Source organism: Kitasatospora sp. NPDC032150 (assembly GCF_055579945.1).
The window spans coordinates 82156-99805 of sequence record NZ_JBVIMH010000028.1 but is presented as its reverse complement, the minus strand read 5'-3'; the positions used below and the strand labels follow the sequence as shown (position 1 = coordinate 99805).

Sequence of the window (17650 nt, the reverse complement as noted above, 5' to 3'; positions counted from 1 at the left end):
AACCACCTGATCGACGAGTACACCGACGGCCGTCCCCTCGGGTTCCTCGGCCAGAGCGGCGTCAACGTCGTCCTGCTCAACAAGGCACTCGGCGAGAACAAGTGATGACGGCACATCAATCCAACGGGTGATCCGACCGACCCGGGCGCAAGGGGAGAACCCTGCACCCGGGTCGGTCGCCCATATGCCGTGTCCGCTGAGCGGGGCCGACCGTCCCGTGTGAGGTTCCGGCAGCCGTTCGACCTCATGTCCGGCCTCTCTCCCAGGAAAGAGCAGCGCCCATGTCCCGTGACCTCACGCCCGGCTCCTTGAAGCGCCGAGGACAGCTGAGGGTCTACCTCGGTTCGGCCCCCGGCGTCGGCAAGACCTACCGGATGCTGGACGAGGCCCACCGCAGACATGACCGCGGGGCGGACGTCGTGGTCGGCTACATCGAGTGCCACGGCCGCCGGCACACCGAGAACCTGCTCCAAGGCCTGGAACTCGTCCCTCGGCTCACCCGCCGCTACCGGGACACCGACTTCCCGGAGATGGACCTCGACGCGGTCCTCGCCCGCAGGCCCCAGGTGGTGCTGGTCGACGAGCTGGCGCACACCAACGTCCCCGGCGGCCGGCACGGAAAGCGCTGGCAGGACGTCGAGGAACTGCTGGACTCCGGCATCGACGTCATCACCACCGTCAACATCCAGCACCTGGAATCCCTCAACGACGTGGTCCAGAAGATCACCGGCATCCCCCAGCGCGAGACCGTCCCCGACGATGTCGTCCGCCAGGCCGACCAGATCGAGCTCGTGGACATGGCCCCGCAGGCGCTGCGCCGCCGGATGGCCCACGGCAACGTCTACAAGGCCGAGAAGGTGGACGCCGCGCTCTCCAACTACTTCCGGGTCGGCAACCTGACCGCGCTGCGCGAACTCGCCCTGCTCTGGGTCGCCGGACGGGTGGACGAGGGCCTGCGCGACTACCGGGCCAGCCACAACATCGACCGGGTCTGGGAGACCCGCGAACGCGTCGTGGTCGCCCTCACCGGCGGACCCGAGGGCGAGACCATCATCCGCCGCGCCGCCCGGATCGCCGACCGCACCGCCGGCGGCGAGCTGCTCGCCGTGCACGTCACCAGGAGCGACGGCCTGGCCGGTGCCTCACCCGGGGAACTCGCCCAGCAGAGACAACTGGTGGAGACCCTCGGCGGCAGCTACCACGTCGTCGTCGGGGACGACATCCCGAGCTCGCTGCTCGCCTTCGCCCGCGCCCACGACGCCACCCAGCTGGTCCTCGGCACCAGCCGCCGCGGCCGGGTCAACCGCTTCCTCACCGGCCCCGGCAACGGGCAGACCACCATCGACCTGTCCGAGGACATCGACGTCCACATGGTCACCCACGAGTTCACCGGACGCGGCCGGCTGCCCTCGCTGGGACGGCGACACTCCCTTCGGCGCACGGTGGCGGGGTGCGCCTCGGGTCTGGTGCTGCCCGTGTTGCTGACCATGGTCCTGTCCCAACTGCGGCACGGGATCAACCTCACCACCGACGCGCTGATCTTCCAACTCGGCGTCGTAACGGTGGCGTTGCTCGGCGGTGCGCTCTCCGCCCTGCTCGCCTCGGTGATCGCCTCACTGCTGCTCAACTACTACTTCATCCCGCCGATCCACACCTTCACGATCGACGAACCCAACAACATCGTCGCCCTCCTCGTCTTCGCCACCGTGGCGCTCACGGTGTCCTCGGTGGTGGACCACGCCTCCCGGCTGGCCGCCCGCGGCGCCCGCGCCACCGCCGAGGCCGAGACCCTCTCAACCCTCGCCGGCAGCGTGCTGCGCGGCGCCGACGCCGTGCCCGCGCTGCTGGACAAGACCCGCACCGCCTTCGGGATGGACTCCGTCGCCCTCCTCGACCGCACGAGCGGTGACGTCATCGCCCGCAGCGACACCGACGGGGAGCCCCCCGCCGACCATGAGGTCACCGAAGTCCACGTCAACGGGAGCGCGTTGATGATCCTGGCCGGCCGTCGGCTGCCCGCCTCCGACCAGCGCGTGCTCACCGCCTTCGCCGGCCACCTCGCGGCCGCCCTGGAACGCGACCGGCTCGCCACCGTCGCCGCCGAGATCGAGCCCATCAAGGCCGCCGACAAGATGCGCACCGCGCTGCTCGCCGCCGTCAGCCACGACCTGCGCACCCCGCTGGCCGCCGCGCTCGCCTCGATCGGCTCGCTGCGCAGCCCCGATGTCGAGTTCTCCCCCGAGGACCAGGCCGAACTCCTCGACCTCGCCGACGAATCGCTGGTCAAACTCACCCGCCTGGTCGACAACCTGCTCGACATGAGCCGCCTCCAGGCCGGCGCCCTCACCCTCCACCTCGCACCCACCGCACTGTCCGGCGTTCTCACCAGCGCCATGGACTCCCTCGCCCGGCCCGACGCCCCCGTGCAGCCGCTCGACCTGGACACCGTCCCACCTGTCCTGGCCGACCCGCCGCTGCTGGAGCGCGTCCTGGCCAACGTCATCACCAACGCCCTTCGCCACAACGCCCCCGGCGCACCCGTGTTGGTCGCCGCCAGCGCACACCAGGACCAGGTGGAGATCCGCGTCATCGACCACGGCCCCGGCATCGCCCCCGAACACCGCGACCGGGTCTTCCTCGCCTTCCAGCGCCTCGGCGACACCGACAACACCACCGGTCTCGGCCTCGGTCTCGCCCTCTCCCGGGGCCTGGCGGAGGCCATGGGCGGCACCCTCGACGTCGAGGACACCCCGGGCGGCGGCACCACCATGCTCCTCGTCCTTCCGGCTGCCCTCGGGGACGCCGAGCACCCGGCCCCGGAGCAGGGGCAGTGAGCACCGGCCGAAAGGGGGAACGGTCATGAGCGAGCGGAGCATGAGGGTCCCCCCGGCCGAAGGGAGAATCGTCGAAAGGCGCGCGTGCGCGAACGCCCCAGCCGAGCGGTGGGGACACCTCCCAGCCGCCAAGGCTGGGGAAGGGGCGGGCACATGAGCCACGTCCTGGTCGTCGAGGACGAGCCCGGGCTGCTGCGAGCGTTGCGGATCAACTTCCACGCCCGGCGTTACTCCGTGCTGACCGCGAGCACCGGGCAGCAGGCCCTGGACGCCGCCAGCCTGGCCGCACCCGACGCCGTCCTGCTCGACCTGGGCCTGCCGGACTTCGACGGCGTCGACGTCATACGAGGCCTGCGAGCCTCGCTGACGGTGCCGATCATCGTGCTCTCGGGCCGCAGCGGGCTCCATGACAAGGTCCTGGCCCTGGACGCGGGTGCCGACGACTACCTCACCAAACCGTTCGAGGTGGACGAGCTGTTCGCCCGGCTTCGCGCGGTGCTCCGGCGCGCGGCCACCGACATCAGCCCGCCGCCGACCGCGGTGATCGGCGCTCACACGGTCGACATCGCGGCGAGCACCGTCATCGGACCGCGGGGAACGGTTCGGCTCACCCCGATCGAGTGGGAGATCCTCAAGCTGCTGCTCGCCGTCCCGGGACGGCTGGTGCCCGGCCGGGAGATCCTGCGCAAGGTCTGGGGCCCCGGGCAGGAGCACCACGGCAACTACCTGCGCGTGTACTTCTCAGGACTACGCCGCAAACTGGAGCCCGACCCGGCCAGGCCCCGCCACCTGATCACCGAACCCGGCATCGGCTACCGGTACCAGCCGTGAGCGGTCGGAGCAGGCCGGATCAGGGGTCGGGCCGTCGCGGCCACCGACCAGGACCTCGGCACCGGCGTCGCCGTCGCCGTCGGCCTCGCACTGGCGATCGCCCTCACCCTGACCGTCCTCGGTGTCCGCCCACGACTGCGCGAATTCGGCTGACGGTCCACCCGCGCCCCTCTCCGGTGATCACGCCCCGTAGGTACGGAGTGGAAGACTCCCCACACTCATGGGCATCACAGCGGTGCTGATCGCACGCGACGGACACCGATCGGGACGGAGCCGCGCACGCCTGCCGACGGTTGCGCCATGTGATCGGTATCGTCCGCCGCAAGGCATCAGCCCTGGAGCAGAGCAACTCGCCCGGAGGAGGACCACCACCATGGCCGACAGTGGTTCCACACCGCGGCCGCCGGAGGCTCGCCACTCGAGCGAACACGACACGGCGCGCGTCGCACTGGTCATCGGTGCTCTCGGCGTGGTCTTCGGTGACATCGGGACCAGTCCGATCTACACCCTCCAGACCGTGTTCAACCCCAGTGACCCGCACCCCGTCCCGGTCACCGCGCAGAACGTGTTCGGGGTCGTGTCGCTGGTGTTCTGGTCGGTGGTGATCATCGTCCTGGTCACCTACGTACTGCTGGCGATGCGCGCCGACAACGACGGCGAGGGCGGCATCATGGCACTGATCACCCTGCTGCGGCGCTCCGGCTCACCACGGGGCCGGCGGACCACCGCCGTACTGGCCGCGCTGGGCATCTTCGGCGCGTCGCTGTTCTTCGGCGACAGCATGATCACCCCGGCGATCTCGGTGCTGTCCGCGGTCGAGGGCCTCAAGGTCGTCGAGTCGTCGCTGGAGAGCGCCGTCGTGCCGGGTACCGCGGCGATCATCGTTGCGCTGTTCCTGGTGCAGCGCAGGGGATCCGCGGCGGTGGGCCGACTGTTCGGACCGGTGATGATCGCCTGGTTCACGGCCATCGGCGCGTGCGGCGTGGCCGGCATCGCCGACCACCCGGAGATCCTCAGGGCTCTGTCACCGAGCTACGCCCTGGACTTCCTGGTCGACGACTTCGGCACCGCGTTCTTCGCGCTGGCCGCCATCGTGCTCGCGGTCACCGGGGCCGAGGCGCTCTACGCCGACATGGGGCACTTCGGCCGCCGGCCGATCACCCGCGCCTGGCTGTTCCTCGTCTTCCCCGCGTGCGTCCTGAGCTACCTCGGTCAGGGCGCACTGATCCTCGCCGCCCCGGACAAGGTCAACAGCCCGTTCTTCCTGCTCGTTCCCGACTGGGGACGGCTGCCGATGGTCGTTCTGGCCACAGCGGCGACGGTGATCGCCTCCCAGGCAGTGATCACCGGCGCGTACTCGGTCACCTCCCAGGCGGCCCAGCTCGGCTACCTGCCCAGGCTGCGCATCGCGTACACCTCCGAGTCCACCATGGGTCAGATCTACGTTCCCTGGATCAACTGGCTGCTGATGGTCTCGGTGCTCACCCTGGTCTTCGCCTTCCGCAGCTCCGCCGCGCTGGCCTTCGCGTTCGGCATGGCGGTCACCGGAACCATCACCATCACCACCTTGCTGTTCTTCTACGTCGCCCGTGCGAGGTGGGGCACACCGGTGTGGCTGGTCGCCGTCGGCGCGACCGTGCTGCTCTCCGTGGACCTGCTGTTCGTGGCGGCCAACGTGACCAAGCTCGTCCACGGCGCGTGGCTGCCGCTGCTGATCGGCATCACCGCGTTCACCGTCATGACGACCTGGCAGCGCGGGCGTGAGATCGTCACCGCGGAACGGGCACGGCACGAAGGCCCGCTGCCCGAGTTCGTCGAAAACCTCCACAGCGGACGGATGCCTGCGCTCCGGGTCCCCGGCACCGCCGTCTTCCTCAACCGGGGCAAGAAGACCGCGCCGCTGGCCATGCGGGCCAACGTCGAACACAACCACGTGCGGCACGACCAGGTCGTGATCCTGTCCATCGAGACCGAGCCGGTGCCGCGGTTCCCGGCCGAGCGGCGGATCACCGTCGACGACCTCGGCTACACCACGGACGGGATCATCCACGTCACCGCCCGGTTCGGCTACATGGAGACACCGGACGTGCCCGCCGCGCTGACGATGCTCGCCCCGTCCCGCACCGAGGGGCAGTTGCAACTCGACCAGGCCTCCTACTTCCTGTCGAAGATCGAGCTCCGGCGCGGGAAGGCACCGACGATGGCGCCCTGGCGCAAACGACTGTTCATCGCCACCTCCTACATCACGGCCGACGCCGCCGAGTACTTCGGTCTCCCCCGCGACCGCACGGTCATCATGGGCTCGCACATCGAGGTGTAGGCGGCCGTACCGACGGCGGACGCGCCTGACCGCAGTGCCGCCAGGCGCAGCGCTGCGGGCGTCGCCGATCTCGTGTGGCGCGGCACCGGAAGCAAGCCACAAGTTCCCGCCTGCGAGTGCCCGGGAATCTGCGTACCCGTTCAGGGCGGGGGCGGGCCGCACCTACGGTCACGGCTCGGGCCGACGGGCTCGCGCGGGCTCGGCATGCACCGAGGATTGCCTGGCTCCGGCACGGCGCTCCGCGGTTCGGTGAAGGCCGGCAGGCGCCTGGCGACCCGCGGCTGACAGGTCGTCGGCAGGTGCTCGAAATTCGTCGGCAACGGGCGGCAACCTGATCGGCGGGGGTGGTGCTCTGGTGGGGTGGAAGGGGGTGCGCCTGAATGCGCGCGGAAGACGAGACGGAGTTCAGGGAGTTCGTCCAGGGGCGGTGGTCGGTCCTGGTGCGAACGGCCTATCTGCTCACGGGGGACCGTCACCACGCGGAGGACGTGGCACAGACCGCACTGGCCAAGGCATACGCGTCCTGGCACCGGGTCAGGAACAGCGACAATCCGGACGCGTATCTACGCCGGATCCTGGTGACGAGCAATGCCGGGCGGTTCCGGAAGCGACGCCCGGTCGAGTTCCCGACCGAAACGCTCCCGGACCAGGCGCACCACGGCGAGAGCGACCCGAGTGTCCGGCTCGAGCAGCGGCACGTCCTGTTCGCCGCACTGGCCGAACTGCCGGCCCGACAGCGCGCCGTGGTGGTCCTGAGGTATTGGGAGGACCTGTCCGAGAGCGAGGTCGCCGCGGCTCTCGGCTGCTCCGTCGGAACCGTCAAAAGCCAGGCGTCGAAGGGGCTCGCGAAGCTCCGCACCCACCCCCAGCTGGCCGACCACTCATGGCAGACCCCCCTACCGGAGGTGCTCAATGGCTGAATTCGACGAGTCCGATCTCCAACTAACCCTCACCCACCAGGTGAACGAGCTGACGGTGGGCCCCGCGCCGATCGATGCAATCATGCGCGAGGGCGGCAGGCTGCGCCGTCGGCGCACCATCACCCGGGCCGCGCTCACCCTGGGCGCTGCCGGGGCGATGCTCTCCGGCCTGTTCCTGGCGCAGTCCGCGGTGGGCCGGTCCTCGCCCGCCGCACCGGCCGGGACCGGCGCCGCGACGGCGGCGTCCTCGGCCGGGCCGAGCGGCACCGGGTCCGCTCCGGCGCAATCGCCGGACGGTAAGGCGGGGTTCAAGCCCGTCCAGGAATCGGGGTCGTTCCCGAAGGACATCGTGGGCGCCACCGTCCAGGGGCGCGCCTCGGGGTTCAAGGGTCAGGTGATGGTGTGGCTGCCACCGCAGTACGACGACCCGGCCTACCGGGACCGCACGTTCCCCGTGATCGAGCTGCTGCCCGGCTTCCCGGGGTCGCCCGCCACGTGGTTCGGCACTCTCCGGACGTCCGAGGAGCTCAAGACGATGGTCTCCAAGCGGGATGTGCAGCCATTCATCCTGGTGGCGGCGCAGACCAGCGTACTCGGAAGCGGACCCGGTGGCACCGACCCCGGTTGCGCCGACGTTCCGGGCAAGGCCGAGGCGGAGACCTGGCTGGCCGAGGACGTGCCGCAGCTGGTGCTGGACAACTTCCGGGCCGCCCCGGCCGCCGACCAGTGGTCCGTGGCCGGTTACGGGACGGGCGCGCACTGCGCCACCCGACTGGGCATCGGGCATCCCGACCGGTTCCACGCGGTGGTGGGGTTCAGCGGCTTCAACGATCCGGCGAACAGGGGGAGTTCGGATGTCGCCGAGGACCCGGAGCTGCGGGAGTCGGCCAACCCTCTGAACATGCTGCGGAGCGCGGCTCGGCCTCCCCAGGTCAGCCTCTACGAGACCGGCAGCCCGAACGACGGGCTGGAGGACGCGAAGGCTCTCCAGCAGGCGGCCAAGTCGCCCACCACCGTGACCGTGGTGGAGACCCCGCCCGGCCACCGTCTCCAGATCTGGCAGCAGGCCCTTCCGAACGCACTGCGCTGGCTCTCCCGGCAGACGCCTGAGCGGCACTGACAAAGCGTCGGAATCCCGGGCACCGGCGGTGCCTCACTCCCGCCGCTCTCGCCGAAGAACCGTCCCCGGATCGGTGGCCATCCGCCCCGGGTCAGTCGGGCGGCTGGGGCAGGTAGCGATCGGCCCCGGACTCGATGACGGCGGCGCAGGCGGTGAACGCCTCCTCCGGCCGGCCCATCGGGTCGGGTACGTCCATGCCCTCCAAGTAGAGCCGGAGCTTGGGGGTGTTGCCGGCGCCGGCGCGGTCGCGTAGCGCGTCCAGTACGGCGGTGTCCATGGCGAGCACCAGGTCAGCCCAGTCCAGCAGTTCGGCACTGACCCGCACGCCGCGGTGGGCGGTGAGGTCGTAGCCGAGCCGGGCGGCCGCCGCGATCATGAAGGGGTGGGCGGACTCGCCCTCCCACTTGGCGAGCAGGCCGGCCGAGCGGACGGTCAGCACCGGCCCTCCTCGCGCGGCGAGCACCGCGGCGGCGAACGGTGATCGGCAGTAGTTGCCCAGGCAGACCGTCAGGATGCGCAAGGGTGCGGTCTCGTCGGTCATCGTGTCACTCCGGTGGCGGCGGGTGGCTGTTTCGGCCTGGGGACGGGTGGCCCGGCACCATCATGATGCGTCTCCGGTCCGGGCGGCGTCCGGGAAGGCTCCGGGCCGTACGGGGAGCCCGGACCGGGGTCACAGGGCGACGTGCCGGAGCACGGTACGCAGGATGACCTCCATCTCGGTCTGGGCGAACATGGCGCCGAGGAAGCGGTGCGCGCCGTCGCTTCCCCCTGGTCCGGGTCGAGCGCCGGCGTCGGTCGCCGCCGGCCCGCCACGGCCGGTCACCTCCAGCCGGGAAGTAGGGGCCGACGGGGAAGCTGGGTACGGGCTCGGGGTCGAGGGAAGCGGGTCGTAGGGTGTGGGCATGATAGGAAAGATCTTGGCCGAGGCCGCTGGTGGCGTGTTCCCGCCCGCCGACGGGTCGGTGACGGTGGTTCCGCAGCCGGACGAACGCGAGGCGGGTGTGGTCGCGTTCAGCGCCCATACGGTGGTGTTCACCCGGGAGGATCCGGACTGGGTGCGCGAGACGATCGCCGCCTCCCCGGCGGATCCGCTGGCCGCGCCGATGTCTCCGTTCTTCCTGAACGCCTTCTCAGCGCGGACCGGTCGTGTGATCAACACGATCGATCTGCTGACCGTGGCCGACCGGCTGCCCGGAGAACCGCCGCTCCCCGTCGTGCCGATCGAGGACCGCGAGCATCCGCGCGTCGTCCGCGCGCTGCTCTTCCGTGACGATGTCCGGGTTTGGACCACACCGGGTGGAGTGCTGGTGCTCGGGCGTGGCGTGGCCGGGCGCTGGGAGGTGGCGATCGAGGTCGACCCGGAGTTCCGGGGCCGCGGACTCGGCCGGGCGCTGGCGGTGACGGCCCGGCACCTGCTGCCGGAAGGCGAGCACCTCTGGTCGCAGCAGGCGCCGGGCAACGCGACCAGCGTCCGCACCTTCCAGGCCGCCGGATACCGCCCGGTCGGCTCCGAGGCCCTGTTGGTCCACCGCACGGGCTGAGGTCTCGCACATCTCCCCCGGCACTTCCGGGCTTCGGTACAGAACTGGCCATTACGAGACCTCTCGGCGGGGCGGAGCGGAGCGGCGGACACGGGACCGGTGATCGGAGCCGACGGATCTGCTGATCGGAGCCGGCAGCCCTGATGCTCGGAGCCCGCAGGGCCCGGTGATCCGAGCCGGCGAACCCGGATCCCGGAACTCGACGGCGGACGGCGAGTTGGAGATCAGCCCTCGGGCCGCTCCTACGGGATGAAGCTGCCGGGCGAGGCGGCGGGCCTGTCGAACAGGCCGGCGTCACGATGCTTCAGCCAGCGGTCGAAGAAGCCGGCGAGGTAGGTCTGTTGGGTGGTCAGCACCGGCCCCGGCGCTGACCAGCCGATCTCCCCCTGGAGGGCGTCGGCGGACAGCCCGGTCTGCTGGGCTATCTGCGGCAGCAGTTGCTCGGCGTCCGTGTAGGAGCCGTGCTTGGTGCCGCGCAGGTGCAGATCGCGGTGCCATCCCGGGGTGTTGTCCCAGAATGCCTCCCAGGAGCGGAAGGTGTGGTGATCGCTCGCCTGGCTGCCCATCAGCAGGAATGGCCGGTCCAGCCCGTCCACGGCGACCGGGGCGAGGTTGGGGCCGCCGTCGTCCAGGTTGGTACCGAGCGGGCCGTCCATGTTGACGCCGGCTTTGATCCGCTTGTCGTCATGCATGGTCTCGCCCGCGGTGTAGCCGCCCGCCGAATGGCCGAACATGCCGATCCGGTTCAGATCGGCGAGCTTGGCCAAGTCCGGCGGAAGCGTACCGGGGGTGGCCAGCCGGTCGAGCACGAAGCGGGTGTCGGCGACCCGGGTGTCGATCGTCTTCTGCGCCAGCGCCTGCATCCCGCCGTCCCGGATCGTCCTCTGGATCAACTCGTCGGTGAGGACCGTGGTGCGCACCGAGCCGTCCGGGAAGCGAACGGCCGGGGACTCGTAGGTGTGGTCGATGGTCACCACCACATAGCCCCGGCTTGCGAGATCCTCGACCAGGGTGGTGTCCCAGGACCTCGGATCCCCGGCGCCCGGGGAATATAGCACCACCGGCAGCGGCCCGCCGCGGGTGTCGGCCGGTGCGCCCCGGTGTGCGTGGGTGAGTGTGGCGCCCCAGTCCACCGTGCCGACCGGTATGCCGTAGTTCCGGTTGCCCGTGAACGTGTCGAAGGCGGCGGCTGTTCCGGGGTCGAGCTGCGGGGCCACCGGATAGCGACCTGTCTGGACTGCGGGATAGACCACGCTGACCATCAGTTCACGGTGCGGGACCGTGGTCACCCAGGGGTCGGGCCGCGAGGTGTCGACCAGGTCCAGGGAGACCGTGCCGAGCTCGTGCGACCCGGTGGGCGAGGGCAGGGTGAGCCGCGCCTGCTGCGCGGCGGGGCGCGGCCCGGCCGGGTGCGCCTGAACGGACCGCTGCTCCACCGGGCGCTGCCCGGATGCGAGCAACCCTGACGAGGGCAGTTCGGACGAGAGCTGCCCGGACGAGCGTTGCTCGACGGTCTGGGCGACGGGTACTGCCGGTGCGGCGGCCGCCGCGGTGAGGGCTGCCGGAGCGGCCAGCGAGAAAACCAGAGCGGAGGGCAGGATCAACTTTCGGACCATGGCACAAGTCTGTTGACCAGCCGTCTGCCGCTCGATAGTGCGGCCACCACTCTTCTTGGTAGGGCCTGCACCACCCTCGCCCCTGTACCCAGGTACAGGGGCGTCCAGGGACCTGGACCCGAGAAGACCTGCAGGACGACCGCCCGACCGGGCTGCGGCATCCTCGCCAGGCCGGCGGCGCCGCAGCCGCTACTCCTCTACGGGCTCCGTAGCCCTGACGATCTCGACGGCCTGGGAGATCTGGTCATCGGTCAGGTCGCCGCGGGCCGTCAGGCGCAGGCGGGAGATGCCGTCCGGGACCGACGGGGGACGGAAGCAGCCTACGGCGAGTCCGGCGGTGCGGCAGTCGGCGGCCCATTGGACGGCGGCCTCCGGCCCCGGGGCGCGGACCGAGACCACGGCGGCGTCCGGTGTACTCGCCCGCAGACCGACGGCGGTGAGCCGGTCCGCCAGGGTCCGGGCGACTTCGCGGGCACGGTCGGCGCGCTGCGGTTCGGCACGCAGCAGGCGCAGCGCGCCGAGCGCGGCGCCGACCGCGGCGGGGGCGAGACCGGTGTCGAAGATGAAGGTGCGGGCGGTCTCGGCGAGGTGTCTGATCACCCGCCGGGGTCCGAGCACGGCGCCGCCCTGGGAGCCGAGCGACTTGGAGAGGGTGACCGTGGCGACCACGTCGGGCCGGCCCGAGAGCCCGGCCTCGGCCGGCGCGCCGCTGCCGCCGGGACCGAGTACGCCGAGCCCGTGCGCGTCGTCCACCAGCAGCGCGGCCCCGTGTGCGCGGGCGGCGGAGGCCAGACCGGCGAGCGGGGCTGCGTTGCCGTCCACCGAGAAGACGGTGTCGCTGACCACCAGTGCCCGGCGGTGGGTTCGGGTGGCGAGCGCCTCGGCCACGGCTGCCGGGTCGCCGTGCGGGGCACGGTGGACGTCGCTGCGGGAGAGGCGGCAGCCGTCGATCAGGGAGGCGTGGTTGTACGCGTCGGAGACGATCAGCGTGTCGGGGTCGGTGAGCGCGGTGAGGGCCGCGAGGTTGGCCGCGTACCCGGAGGAGAAGACCAGCGCCGCCTCGAAGCCGCAGAACTCGGCCAGTTCCCGCTCCAGTTCGGTGTGCAGCTCGGTGGTGCCCGTGACCAGCCGGGAGCCGGTCGAGCCGCCGCCCCAGCGCATCGCGGCATCGGCGGCGGCCCGGGTCACGGCCGGGTGGTGGACGAGTCCGAGGTAGTCGTTGCTCGCCAGGTCCAGTACGGGGTCCTCGGCTGGCCGGCTGCGCAGGGTGCGGGTCAGCCCGGCTCTGGCCCGGAGCTCGGCCGCCTCGTCGAGCCAGTCGAAGACGGCGGCGGGGGTGAGGACCTGCTGCTCGGGAACTGAGGACGTGACCATGGCCCGCACTCTGTCATCCCCGGTGGCGGGCGGGCAATGTGCGTCGCGGCACACGCGCGCACCGGGCGACGCACACCCCCAGGCCCGGCCGCGAGCACGCGCGGCGTCCCACCCTTCACGCGGCCTGCAAGACCACGGCGAAGGCATAGTGCCGTACCGCACCGGCGCCGGATGCCCAGCTGCAAGCAAAACCGCGCCAGGGTGCAAGGCCGGGGCGTACACACCAGGTACACCCCGGCGCGTGCACCCCGGATTTCGCGCCCCGCACGTCTCCTAGACGCCTCCCGTACCCTCAGCGCCCGGCCGAACGCGCCACACCCAACGCGCCACACCGGACGCGCCATGCCCGACCCGCCACACCGAACGCGCTGTGCCGGACGACTATCCCGTGGCCGGGCACCGGTGCTCAACGCCGGACCTCCGACGCCGAGCACCAGGAGCATCAGAGGAACCGGGAGCTGGGCACCGGACCGGGGAAGCGGGAGCGGTCACGCGTTCCGTCCAGCCAGCGCTCCCGCACAGCGGTGGCGAAGGCCGCCAGGACCTCGTCCGAGTCCTCCGGGGACTCGCCGTCCCCCGCGTCCGGGGTCGGGTCGGCGGCGCAGATCTCCGCCGCGATCTCCTCGGCGGGCCGCTCGTCGGCCGGCAGCCGCGACGGCTCACCGCCCTCGGAGAAGTGGGTCCGCTCGCCCCAGGGTTCGACCACCAGCTGCGCCAGCAGCGTGCTGACGTCCGCAGAGACCGCCGGAGGCGCCGTCCAGCAGGTCGCGTGCTCGTACAGCACCTCGCCGGGAGCCCGTTCGTACAGCTCCGCGAGCAGTTCCTCGTCCACCTCGGTCAGGTCGTACGCCACGACGACCGTGTCGGGCGTGCCCGGCCGGTACGGCTGGGCGGGCAGGTCGAGCAACCGGGCGGCCGCGACTCCGAGGATCCGACTGGCGCGGTCCGGCAGCAGCGAGACCGTACGGGGTTGCCGGCCGGTTGCCCGCAGGATCAGCGCCAGCCGCTCCAGTCCGGCCCGGCACTGCCCGTAGCTGTCGGAGAGGTATGCGTAACGACCCGTCATCCCGGCCGTGAAGCCGTACGGCGAGAGCGTGCCGAGCAGACCGCCGGTCAGGACGTAGTGCCAGGCGCGCAGGTTCCGGAAGTCGAGCGGGCCGGCCTCCCGGGCGGCTTCGGCCCGGCCGAGGGCGCGGCTGATCCGGTCTGCGGCGGCCTGCCAGTGCTCCTCGTCCGGCGCGGCCAACAGGGCGAACTCACGCTCGGCGCGCTCCAGATCACCGGCCGTCAGGGCGTTGCGGACCAGCAGGTAGCGGTCCGGCCAGTGCGCCAGGACGGCGTCATGGCGTGCCAGCAGCTCGACCGCCTCGCCATGCCGCCCTCCGTCCTCCAGGGCGACCGCCAGCTCGGTCAGTACGGCTCGGAGGGACGGTCCCTCGGGGCGCCTGCGGCCGAACAGGCCCCGCTGCGGTTCGGCCGACGTCAGTGGCAGCGCCTCGGCGAGAGCGCGCACGGCCAGGGAGGACACACCGCGCTCGATGCAGGCGTAGCCGTAGTTGTAGCAGGCCAGCGCACGCTCGGGTGCGGGCGCCCGCTCCGAGGTCGCGGCGAGCACACTCGCCGCCTCGGCCAGGTCCTCGAAGCCGACTGCGCGGGCGAGCTGCTCGACCAGCGGCGCGGCCGCCCTGGCGGTCAACTCATCTGCACTCGAGCTGAGTTCACGCATGGCGCCGGAGACGTCTCCGGCCTGGAGCAGTTCCTGGGCCTTGACCAGCGCAGTCGTCATCTAGCGGTTCCTCCTGGGATGGGGTGAGAGCCTGCGGCGGATCGGCAGGCACAGGTGACGGGTGACAGGTGACGGGTAACAGATGAGGTGACAGAGCTCGCGGGCCCGCCCTTGGATCACTGCGGCGCAGCAGTACGGTCTCGAAGCTGTCAGCCGGATGCCTCTTGTCCCAGCCTCACGACCACACGCTTCACGACGATGCATGTGACAACCACCCACCTGGCGGCGTGCGCCCTCCACGGCCGCGCGCTTAACGGCCGCGCGCCTCATGCTCCGGGGCGGTAAGCGCCCTTCCTGCTCACGTCGCACACGCGCCCGATCATTCCCGAAGCCGGACCCCAGCCACAACCGAAATATCGCTTCCCGCCATCGAAAGCCCACCCCCGCCCGCGAATGCCACGCCCGACCTCTCACCTCCGCGCGCCGGACGCTCTAGACTCCCGCTCCACCGAAAGGGGAGATCTTGCGAGCGGAGATCCGTTGAACACGGAACCGCCCCCGGCGGCGCGGTTGACCGTGCGGGACGTACTGCGGCTGGAGTTGGTGACGCAGTGGGCCGCCGAGGTGGTGGCCTGTCCGGATCGGCTTGAGCGGCCGGTGCGCTGGCTGCACGTGGCCGAGGCGCCGGACGTGGCGGTGATGCTGGCCGGGGGCGAGATGGTGCTGACCACCGGTCTGCTGCTGGCCGGTGACGAGCGTGCGCAGGTGGAGTACGTCGAGTCGATGCGGCGGGCCGACGCGGCAGCGGTGGTACTCGGTCTCGGTCGGGCGTTCCGCACGACTCCCGAGGTGATGCGGCGGGCCGCCGAGCAGTGCGGGATACCGCTGATCGTGCTGCACCGGCCGGCGCCGTTCGCCCGGCTGACCGAGGAGGTGCACGCGCGGCTGGTGCACGGCCGGTTCGCGGCGCTGGACCTGTCCGAGCGGATGCGCAGCTCGCTGACCGCGCTCAATCTCTCCGGGGTCCCACTGCAGCGGTTGCTGGACGAGATCGCGGGTTACAGCGGTGGCCCCGTGGTGGTGGCGAACCTCGCGCACCGGGTGCTGGCGACGGCGGGTGAACGGGGCGCGCTGGACGACCTGTTGCGCGACTGGGAACGGGTCTCACGCCAGATCGCCGGCCTTCTCGCACCTGCGCCCCCGGACCGTCCCCCGGAGGCCGGCCGGAGTCACCGGCCTTGCCCTGTCCCGGAGACCCCCAATGTGCCGGAGGCCGGCGGCCCGGTCACGGTCGGGCCGGACGGCTGGGTGGTCGCCCGCCTGGAGGCGCGCGGCCGGCAGTGGGGTCAACTGGCGCTTTTCGGCCACCCGGGACCGGCCGAGGCCGGCCGGATGCTGGCGCAGCTGGCGGCCGAGGCACTGGCGGTGCACCGGCTGCTCTCCGACCGTCCCGGTGCTACCGAGGACGGACGGGCGCACTGTTGGGAGGACCAGGCGGCCGAGGCGCTGCTGACCGACCTGGCCTCGGGGACCGCCCGTCCCGAGCAACTGCTGCCCCGCGTCCGGGCGGCCGGGCTTCCGGTCGATCGGCGCCGGTTCGTCCCGGTGGTGTTCCGGCCGCGCCGGGCCGGTGCTTCGGCGGCGGTGCACGGGTCGGTCGAGCGCGCGCTCGCGGACGGCCGGCCCGCGGCGTACGCGAACCGGCGGACCGACGGCCGCCGGGCTCCCGAGCGGGTATCGGCCGGTCTCGCGGCCCGGATCGGCCCGGATGCGACAGCGGTGCTGCTGAGTGTTCCCGACGGGCAGGACGTCGATGCCGAGGTGTCCCGCTTCGCCGAACGGGTGCACGAACGGCTCGGCGAACTGGGCTCGGAGGCCGCCGCGGGTGCCGGCTTCGCCTGCCCCGTCCTGGACGAGGTGCGCCGCTCCTTCCTGGAGGCCGTACACGTGGCGGACGCCGCACTGGCCGCTCCTCCGGCCGGCCCGGTGGCCCGGCTGCGGGACGTACGGCTGCGCGGACTGGTCCGCCTGCTGCGTGACGAGCCGGAGCTGCAGGCCTTCATCGAACGGGAGTTGGGCCCGCTCCTCGGTCGCCCCGAGCTGCTGGACGTGCTGCGCGGCTACCTCCGCACCGGCCGGAACAAGTCGATGACCGCCCAGGAGCACCACATCAGCAGGCCCGCCCTGTACCGCCGGCTGCGGAACATCGAGCTGCTGCTCGGTACGGACCTGGACGATCTGGAGCAGTTCGCGTCCCTGTACGTCGCGCTGCTGGCACACGACGCCCAGCAGCAGACGGGGAGTTGAGCCGCCCGTACCCGCTGGCACGCCGACGCGGCCGGCACCGGCTCCCCGGGCGACGGCCATCGCGGCCGGGCCCGGGCGTCAGGCGTCCCCGTCCAGGAGGTGCTGCTGGACCTCGCGGAACGTCCACTTGCCCGATGTCCGGGTGAGGACCCAGACCAGGTCGAAGCGGTCCGGCCAGGTCCCCGGAACACCGGAGTGCTCGGCGCCGAGGCCCTTGACGATGTGCGGGATCCGGGAGTGCTCCCAGCAGATCAGGACGGGCGAGGAGATACCCAGGACGGCCTTGGCCAGGTCGGCTTCCTGGGACTCGGCGTACGTGAGGTCCACTTGCCGACCGAGTGCCTCGGCCAGCGGGGTGACGGTCTGCCGCATCCGGTGCGCTCCGGCCTTGGGCCCCTGGTCGGTCGCGGCGAAGATCCTGGCCGGGCGGGCCAGGCCCGGCTTGAGCGGCTGGCCCTGCGGCGGGTCGAAGAGCTGCGACAGGGCCTTGGCGCGGGCCCAGCCTCGCTCGGTGAGGGAGTGACTGTCCTGGTGGCCGTTCTCGTCGATCCCGGGCCGGCTGCCATCGGGCTTCTCTCCATGCCTGATGATCATCGCGAACACGTCACCGTCACCGCCGCCGGACGGTGCGGCCGCCGCCGACGCCGTACCTGACGCCCCCTTGCCCGACGAACTCGCCTCGGACGAGGCCTTTCCGCCCTTGCCGCTGTGCGAGGAGCAGCCCGCCAGCAGCAGCGGGACGGCAGCGGCCAGCCCGCCGAGCAGCCCACGCCGTCCGAGTCGGCCGGTCGTGCGTTCCGACCGTCCGGCGTCCCGCGTCGCCACCGTCGATACCTCGGTCATACCGGCCTCTCCTCAGCCTCCAGTGTCCGTACGGACCATAGCGCCCGGCTCGTGCCCGGAGACGAAGGGTCCGCCCGTCGGGCCGGAGCGCGTCGAACCGGACGGCTTCGACCGGCATCAGCCGGCCGCGGTTCAGCCCGATGTGAATTGACATCAGCCCACTGCACGTACGTTCCGACCTGGGGTCGGGCCTTCAAGGTCGGGGCCGGTGTCGCTCG

The 17650-nt window shown here is 71.7% G+C and carries 14 protein-coding genes; 8 read left to right on the top strand and 6 right to left on the bottom strand.

Annotated features, from left to right (window positions below; translation table 11 throughout):
• Nucleotides 1-6 precede the first annotated feature (6 nt).
• The 6 genes from ACZ5ON_RS27310 (at nucleotide 7) to ACZ5ON_RS27285 (ending at nucleotide 8025) form a co-directional block, all read left to right on the top strand.
• The gene (locus ACZ5ON_RS27310; RefSeq protein ID WP_465598100.1) at nucleotides 7-105 is read left to right on the top strand and encodes a hypothetical protein; all 99 of its coding nucleotides are present in this window, start codon (nucleotides 7-9) and stop codon (nucleotides 103-105) included.
• 176 nt (nucleotides 106-281) lie between these two features.
• The gene (locus ACZ5ON_RS27305; RefSeq protein ID WP_465598084.1) at nucleotides 282-2834 is read left to right on the top strand and encodes an ATP-binding protein; all 2553 of its coding nucleotides are present in this window, start codon (nucleotides 282-284) and stop codon (nucleotides 2832-2834) included.
• 153 nt (nucleotides 2835-2987) lie between these two features.
• Nucleotides 2988-3665, top strand: coding sequence for a response regulator (locus ACZ5ON_RS27300; protein ID WP_465598081.1), 678 nt, complete (start codon nucleotides 2988-2990; stop codon nucleotides 3663-3665).
• Nucleotides 3666-4038: 373 nt separating this feature from the next.
• Nucleotides 4039-5985 carry a potassium transporter Kup gene (locus tag ACZ5ON_RS27295; protein WP_465598078.1) on the top strand — a complete coding sequence of 649 codons (1947 nt, stop codon included), beginning with the start codon at nucleotides 4039-4041 and terminating at the stop codon, nucleotides 5983-5985.
• A gap of 380 nt (nucleotides 5986-6365) precedes the next feature.
• Nucleotides 6366-6905, top strand: coding sequence for a SigE family RNA polymerase sigma factor (locus tag ACZ5ON_RS27290; RefSeq protein WP_465598075.1), 540 nt, complete (start codon nucleotides 6366-6368; stop codon nucleotides 6903-6905).
• The gene (locus ACZ5ON_RS27285; RefSeq protein WP_465598072.1) at nucleotides 6898-8025 is read left to right on the top strand and encodes an alpha/beta hydrolase; all 1128 of its coding nucleotides are present in this window, start codon (nucleotides 6898-6900) and stop codon (nucleotides 8023-8025) included. The genes ACZ5ON_RS27290 and ACZ5ON_RS27285 overlap by 8 nt, the downstream gene beginning before the upstream one ends.
• 91 nt (nucleotides 8026-8116) lie before the next feature.
• Here ACZ5ON_RS27285 and ACZ5ON_RS27280 read toward each other — a convergent pair whose 3' ends face one another.
• Both ACZ5ON_RS27280 and ACZ5ON_RS27275 read right to left on the bottom strand, forming a co-directional pair.
• Entirely contained in the window at nucleotides 8117-8566 is a 450-nt protein-coding gene (locus tag ACZ5ON_RS27280; RefSeq protein ID WP_465598069.1) for a low molecular weight protein-tyrosine-phosphatase, read from the bottom strand.
• Nucleotides 8567-8695: 129 nt separating this feature from the next.
• A complete protein-coding gene (locus tag ACZ5ON_RS27275) occupies nucleotides 8696-8848 on the bottom strand; it encodes a hypothetical protein (RefSeq protein WP_465598066.1) in 153 nt (50 codons plus the stop codon).
• A 79-nt stretch (nucleotides 8849-8927) separates the two neighbouring features.
• Here ACZ5ON_RS27275 and ACZ5ON_RS27270 point away from each other — a divergent pair, with 79 nt between their 5' ends.
• A complete protein-coding gene (locus tag ACZ5ON_RS27270; RefSeq protein ID WP_465598063.1) occupies nucleotides 8928-9566 on the top strand; it encodes a GNAT family N-acetyltransferase in 639 nt (212 codons plus the stop codon).
• A 242-nt stretch (nucleotides 9567-9808) separates the two neighbouring features.
• Here ACZ5ON_RS27270 and ACZ5ON_RS27265 read toward each other — a convergent pair whose 3' ends face one another.
• The 3 genes from ACZ5ON_RS27265 to ACZ5ON_RS27255 form a co-directional block, all read right to left on the bottom strand.
• Nucleotides 9809-11182: an alpha/beta hydrolase family protein gene (locus ACZ5ON_RS27265; RefSeq protein WP_465598060.1), complete on the bottom strand. Its 1374-nt coding sequence runs from the start codon at nucleotides 11180-11182 to the stop codon at nucleotides 9809-9811.
• Nucleotides 11183-11371: 189 nt separating this feature from the next.
• Entirely contained in the window at nucleotides 11372-12556 is a 1185-nt protein-coding gene (locus ACZ5ON_RS27260; protein ID WP_465598057.1) for an 8-amino-7-oxononanoate synthase, read from the bottom strand.
• A 442-nt stretch (nucleotides 12557-12998) separates the two neighbouring features.
• A complete protein-coding gene (locus ACZ5ON_RS27255; protein WP_465598054.1) occupies nucleotides 12999-14342 on the bottom strand; it encodes a hypothetical protein in 1344 nt (447 codons plus the stop codon).
• A 480-nt stretch (nucleotides 14343-14822) separates the two neighbouring features.
• On the opposite strand from ACZ5ON_RS27255, the gene ACZ5ON_RS27250 reads away from it, so the two are divergent.
• Nucleotides 14823-16589, top strand: a complete 1767-nt coding sequence (locus tag ACZ5ON_RS27250; protein ID WP_465598051.1) for a PucR family transcriptional regulator — start codon at nucleotides 14823-14825, stop codon at nucleotides 16587-16589.
• A 78-nt stretch (nucleotides 16590-16667) separates the two neighbouring features.
• Here the strand turns inward: ACZ5ON_RS27250 and ACZ5ON_RS27245 are convergent, their stop codons facing one another.
• On the bottom strand, nucleotides 16668-17432 hold the full coding sequence (locus tag ACZ5ON_RS27245) for a histidine phosphatase family protein (protein ID WP_465598048.1): 765 nt from the start codon (nucleotides 17430-17432) through the stop codon (nucleotides 16668-16670).
• Between the last annotated feature and the right edge of the window lie 218 nt (nucleotides 17433-17650).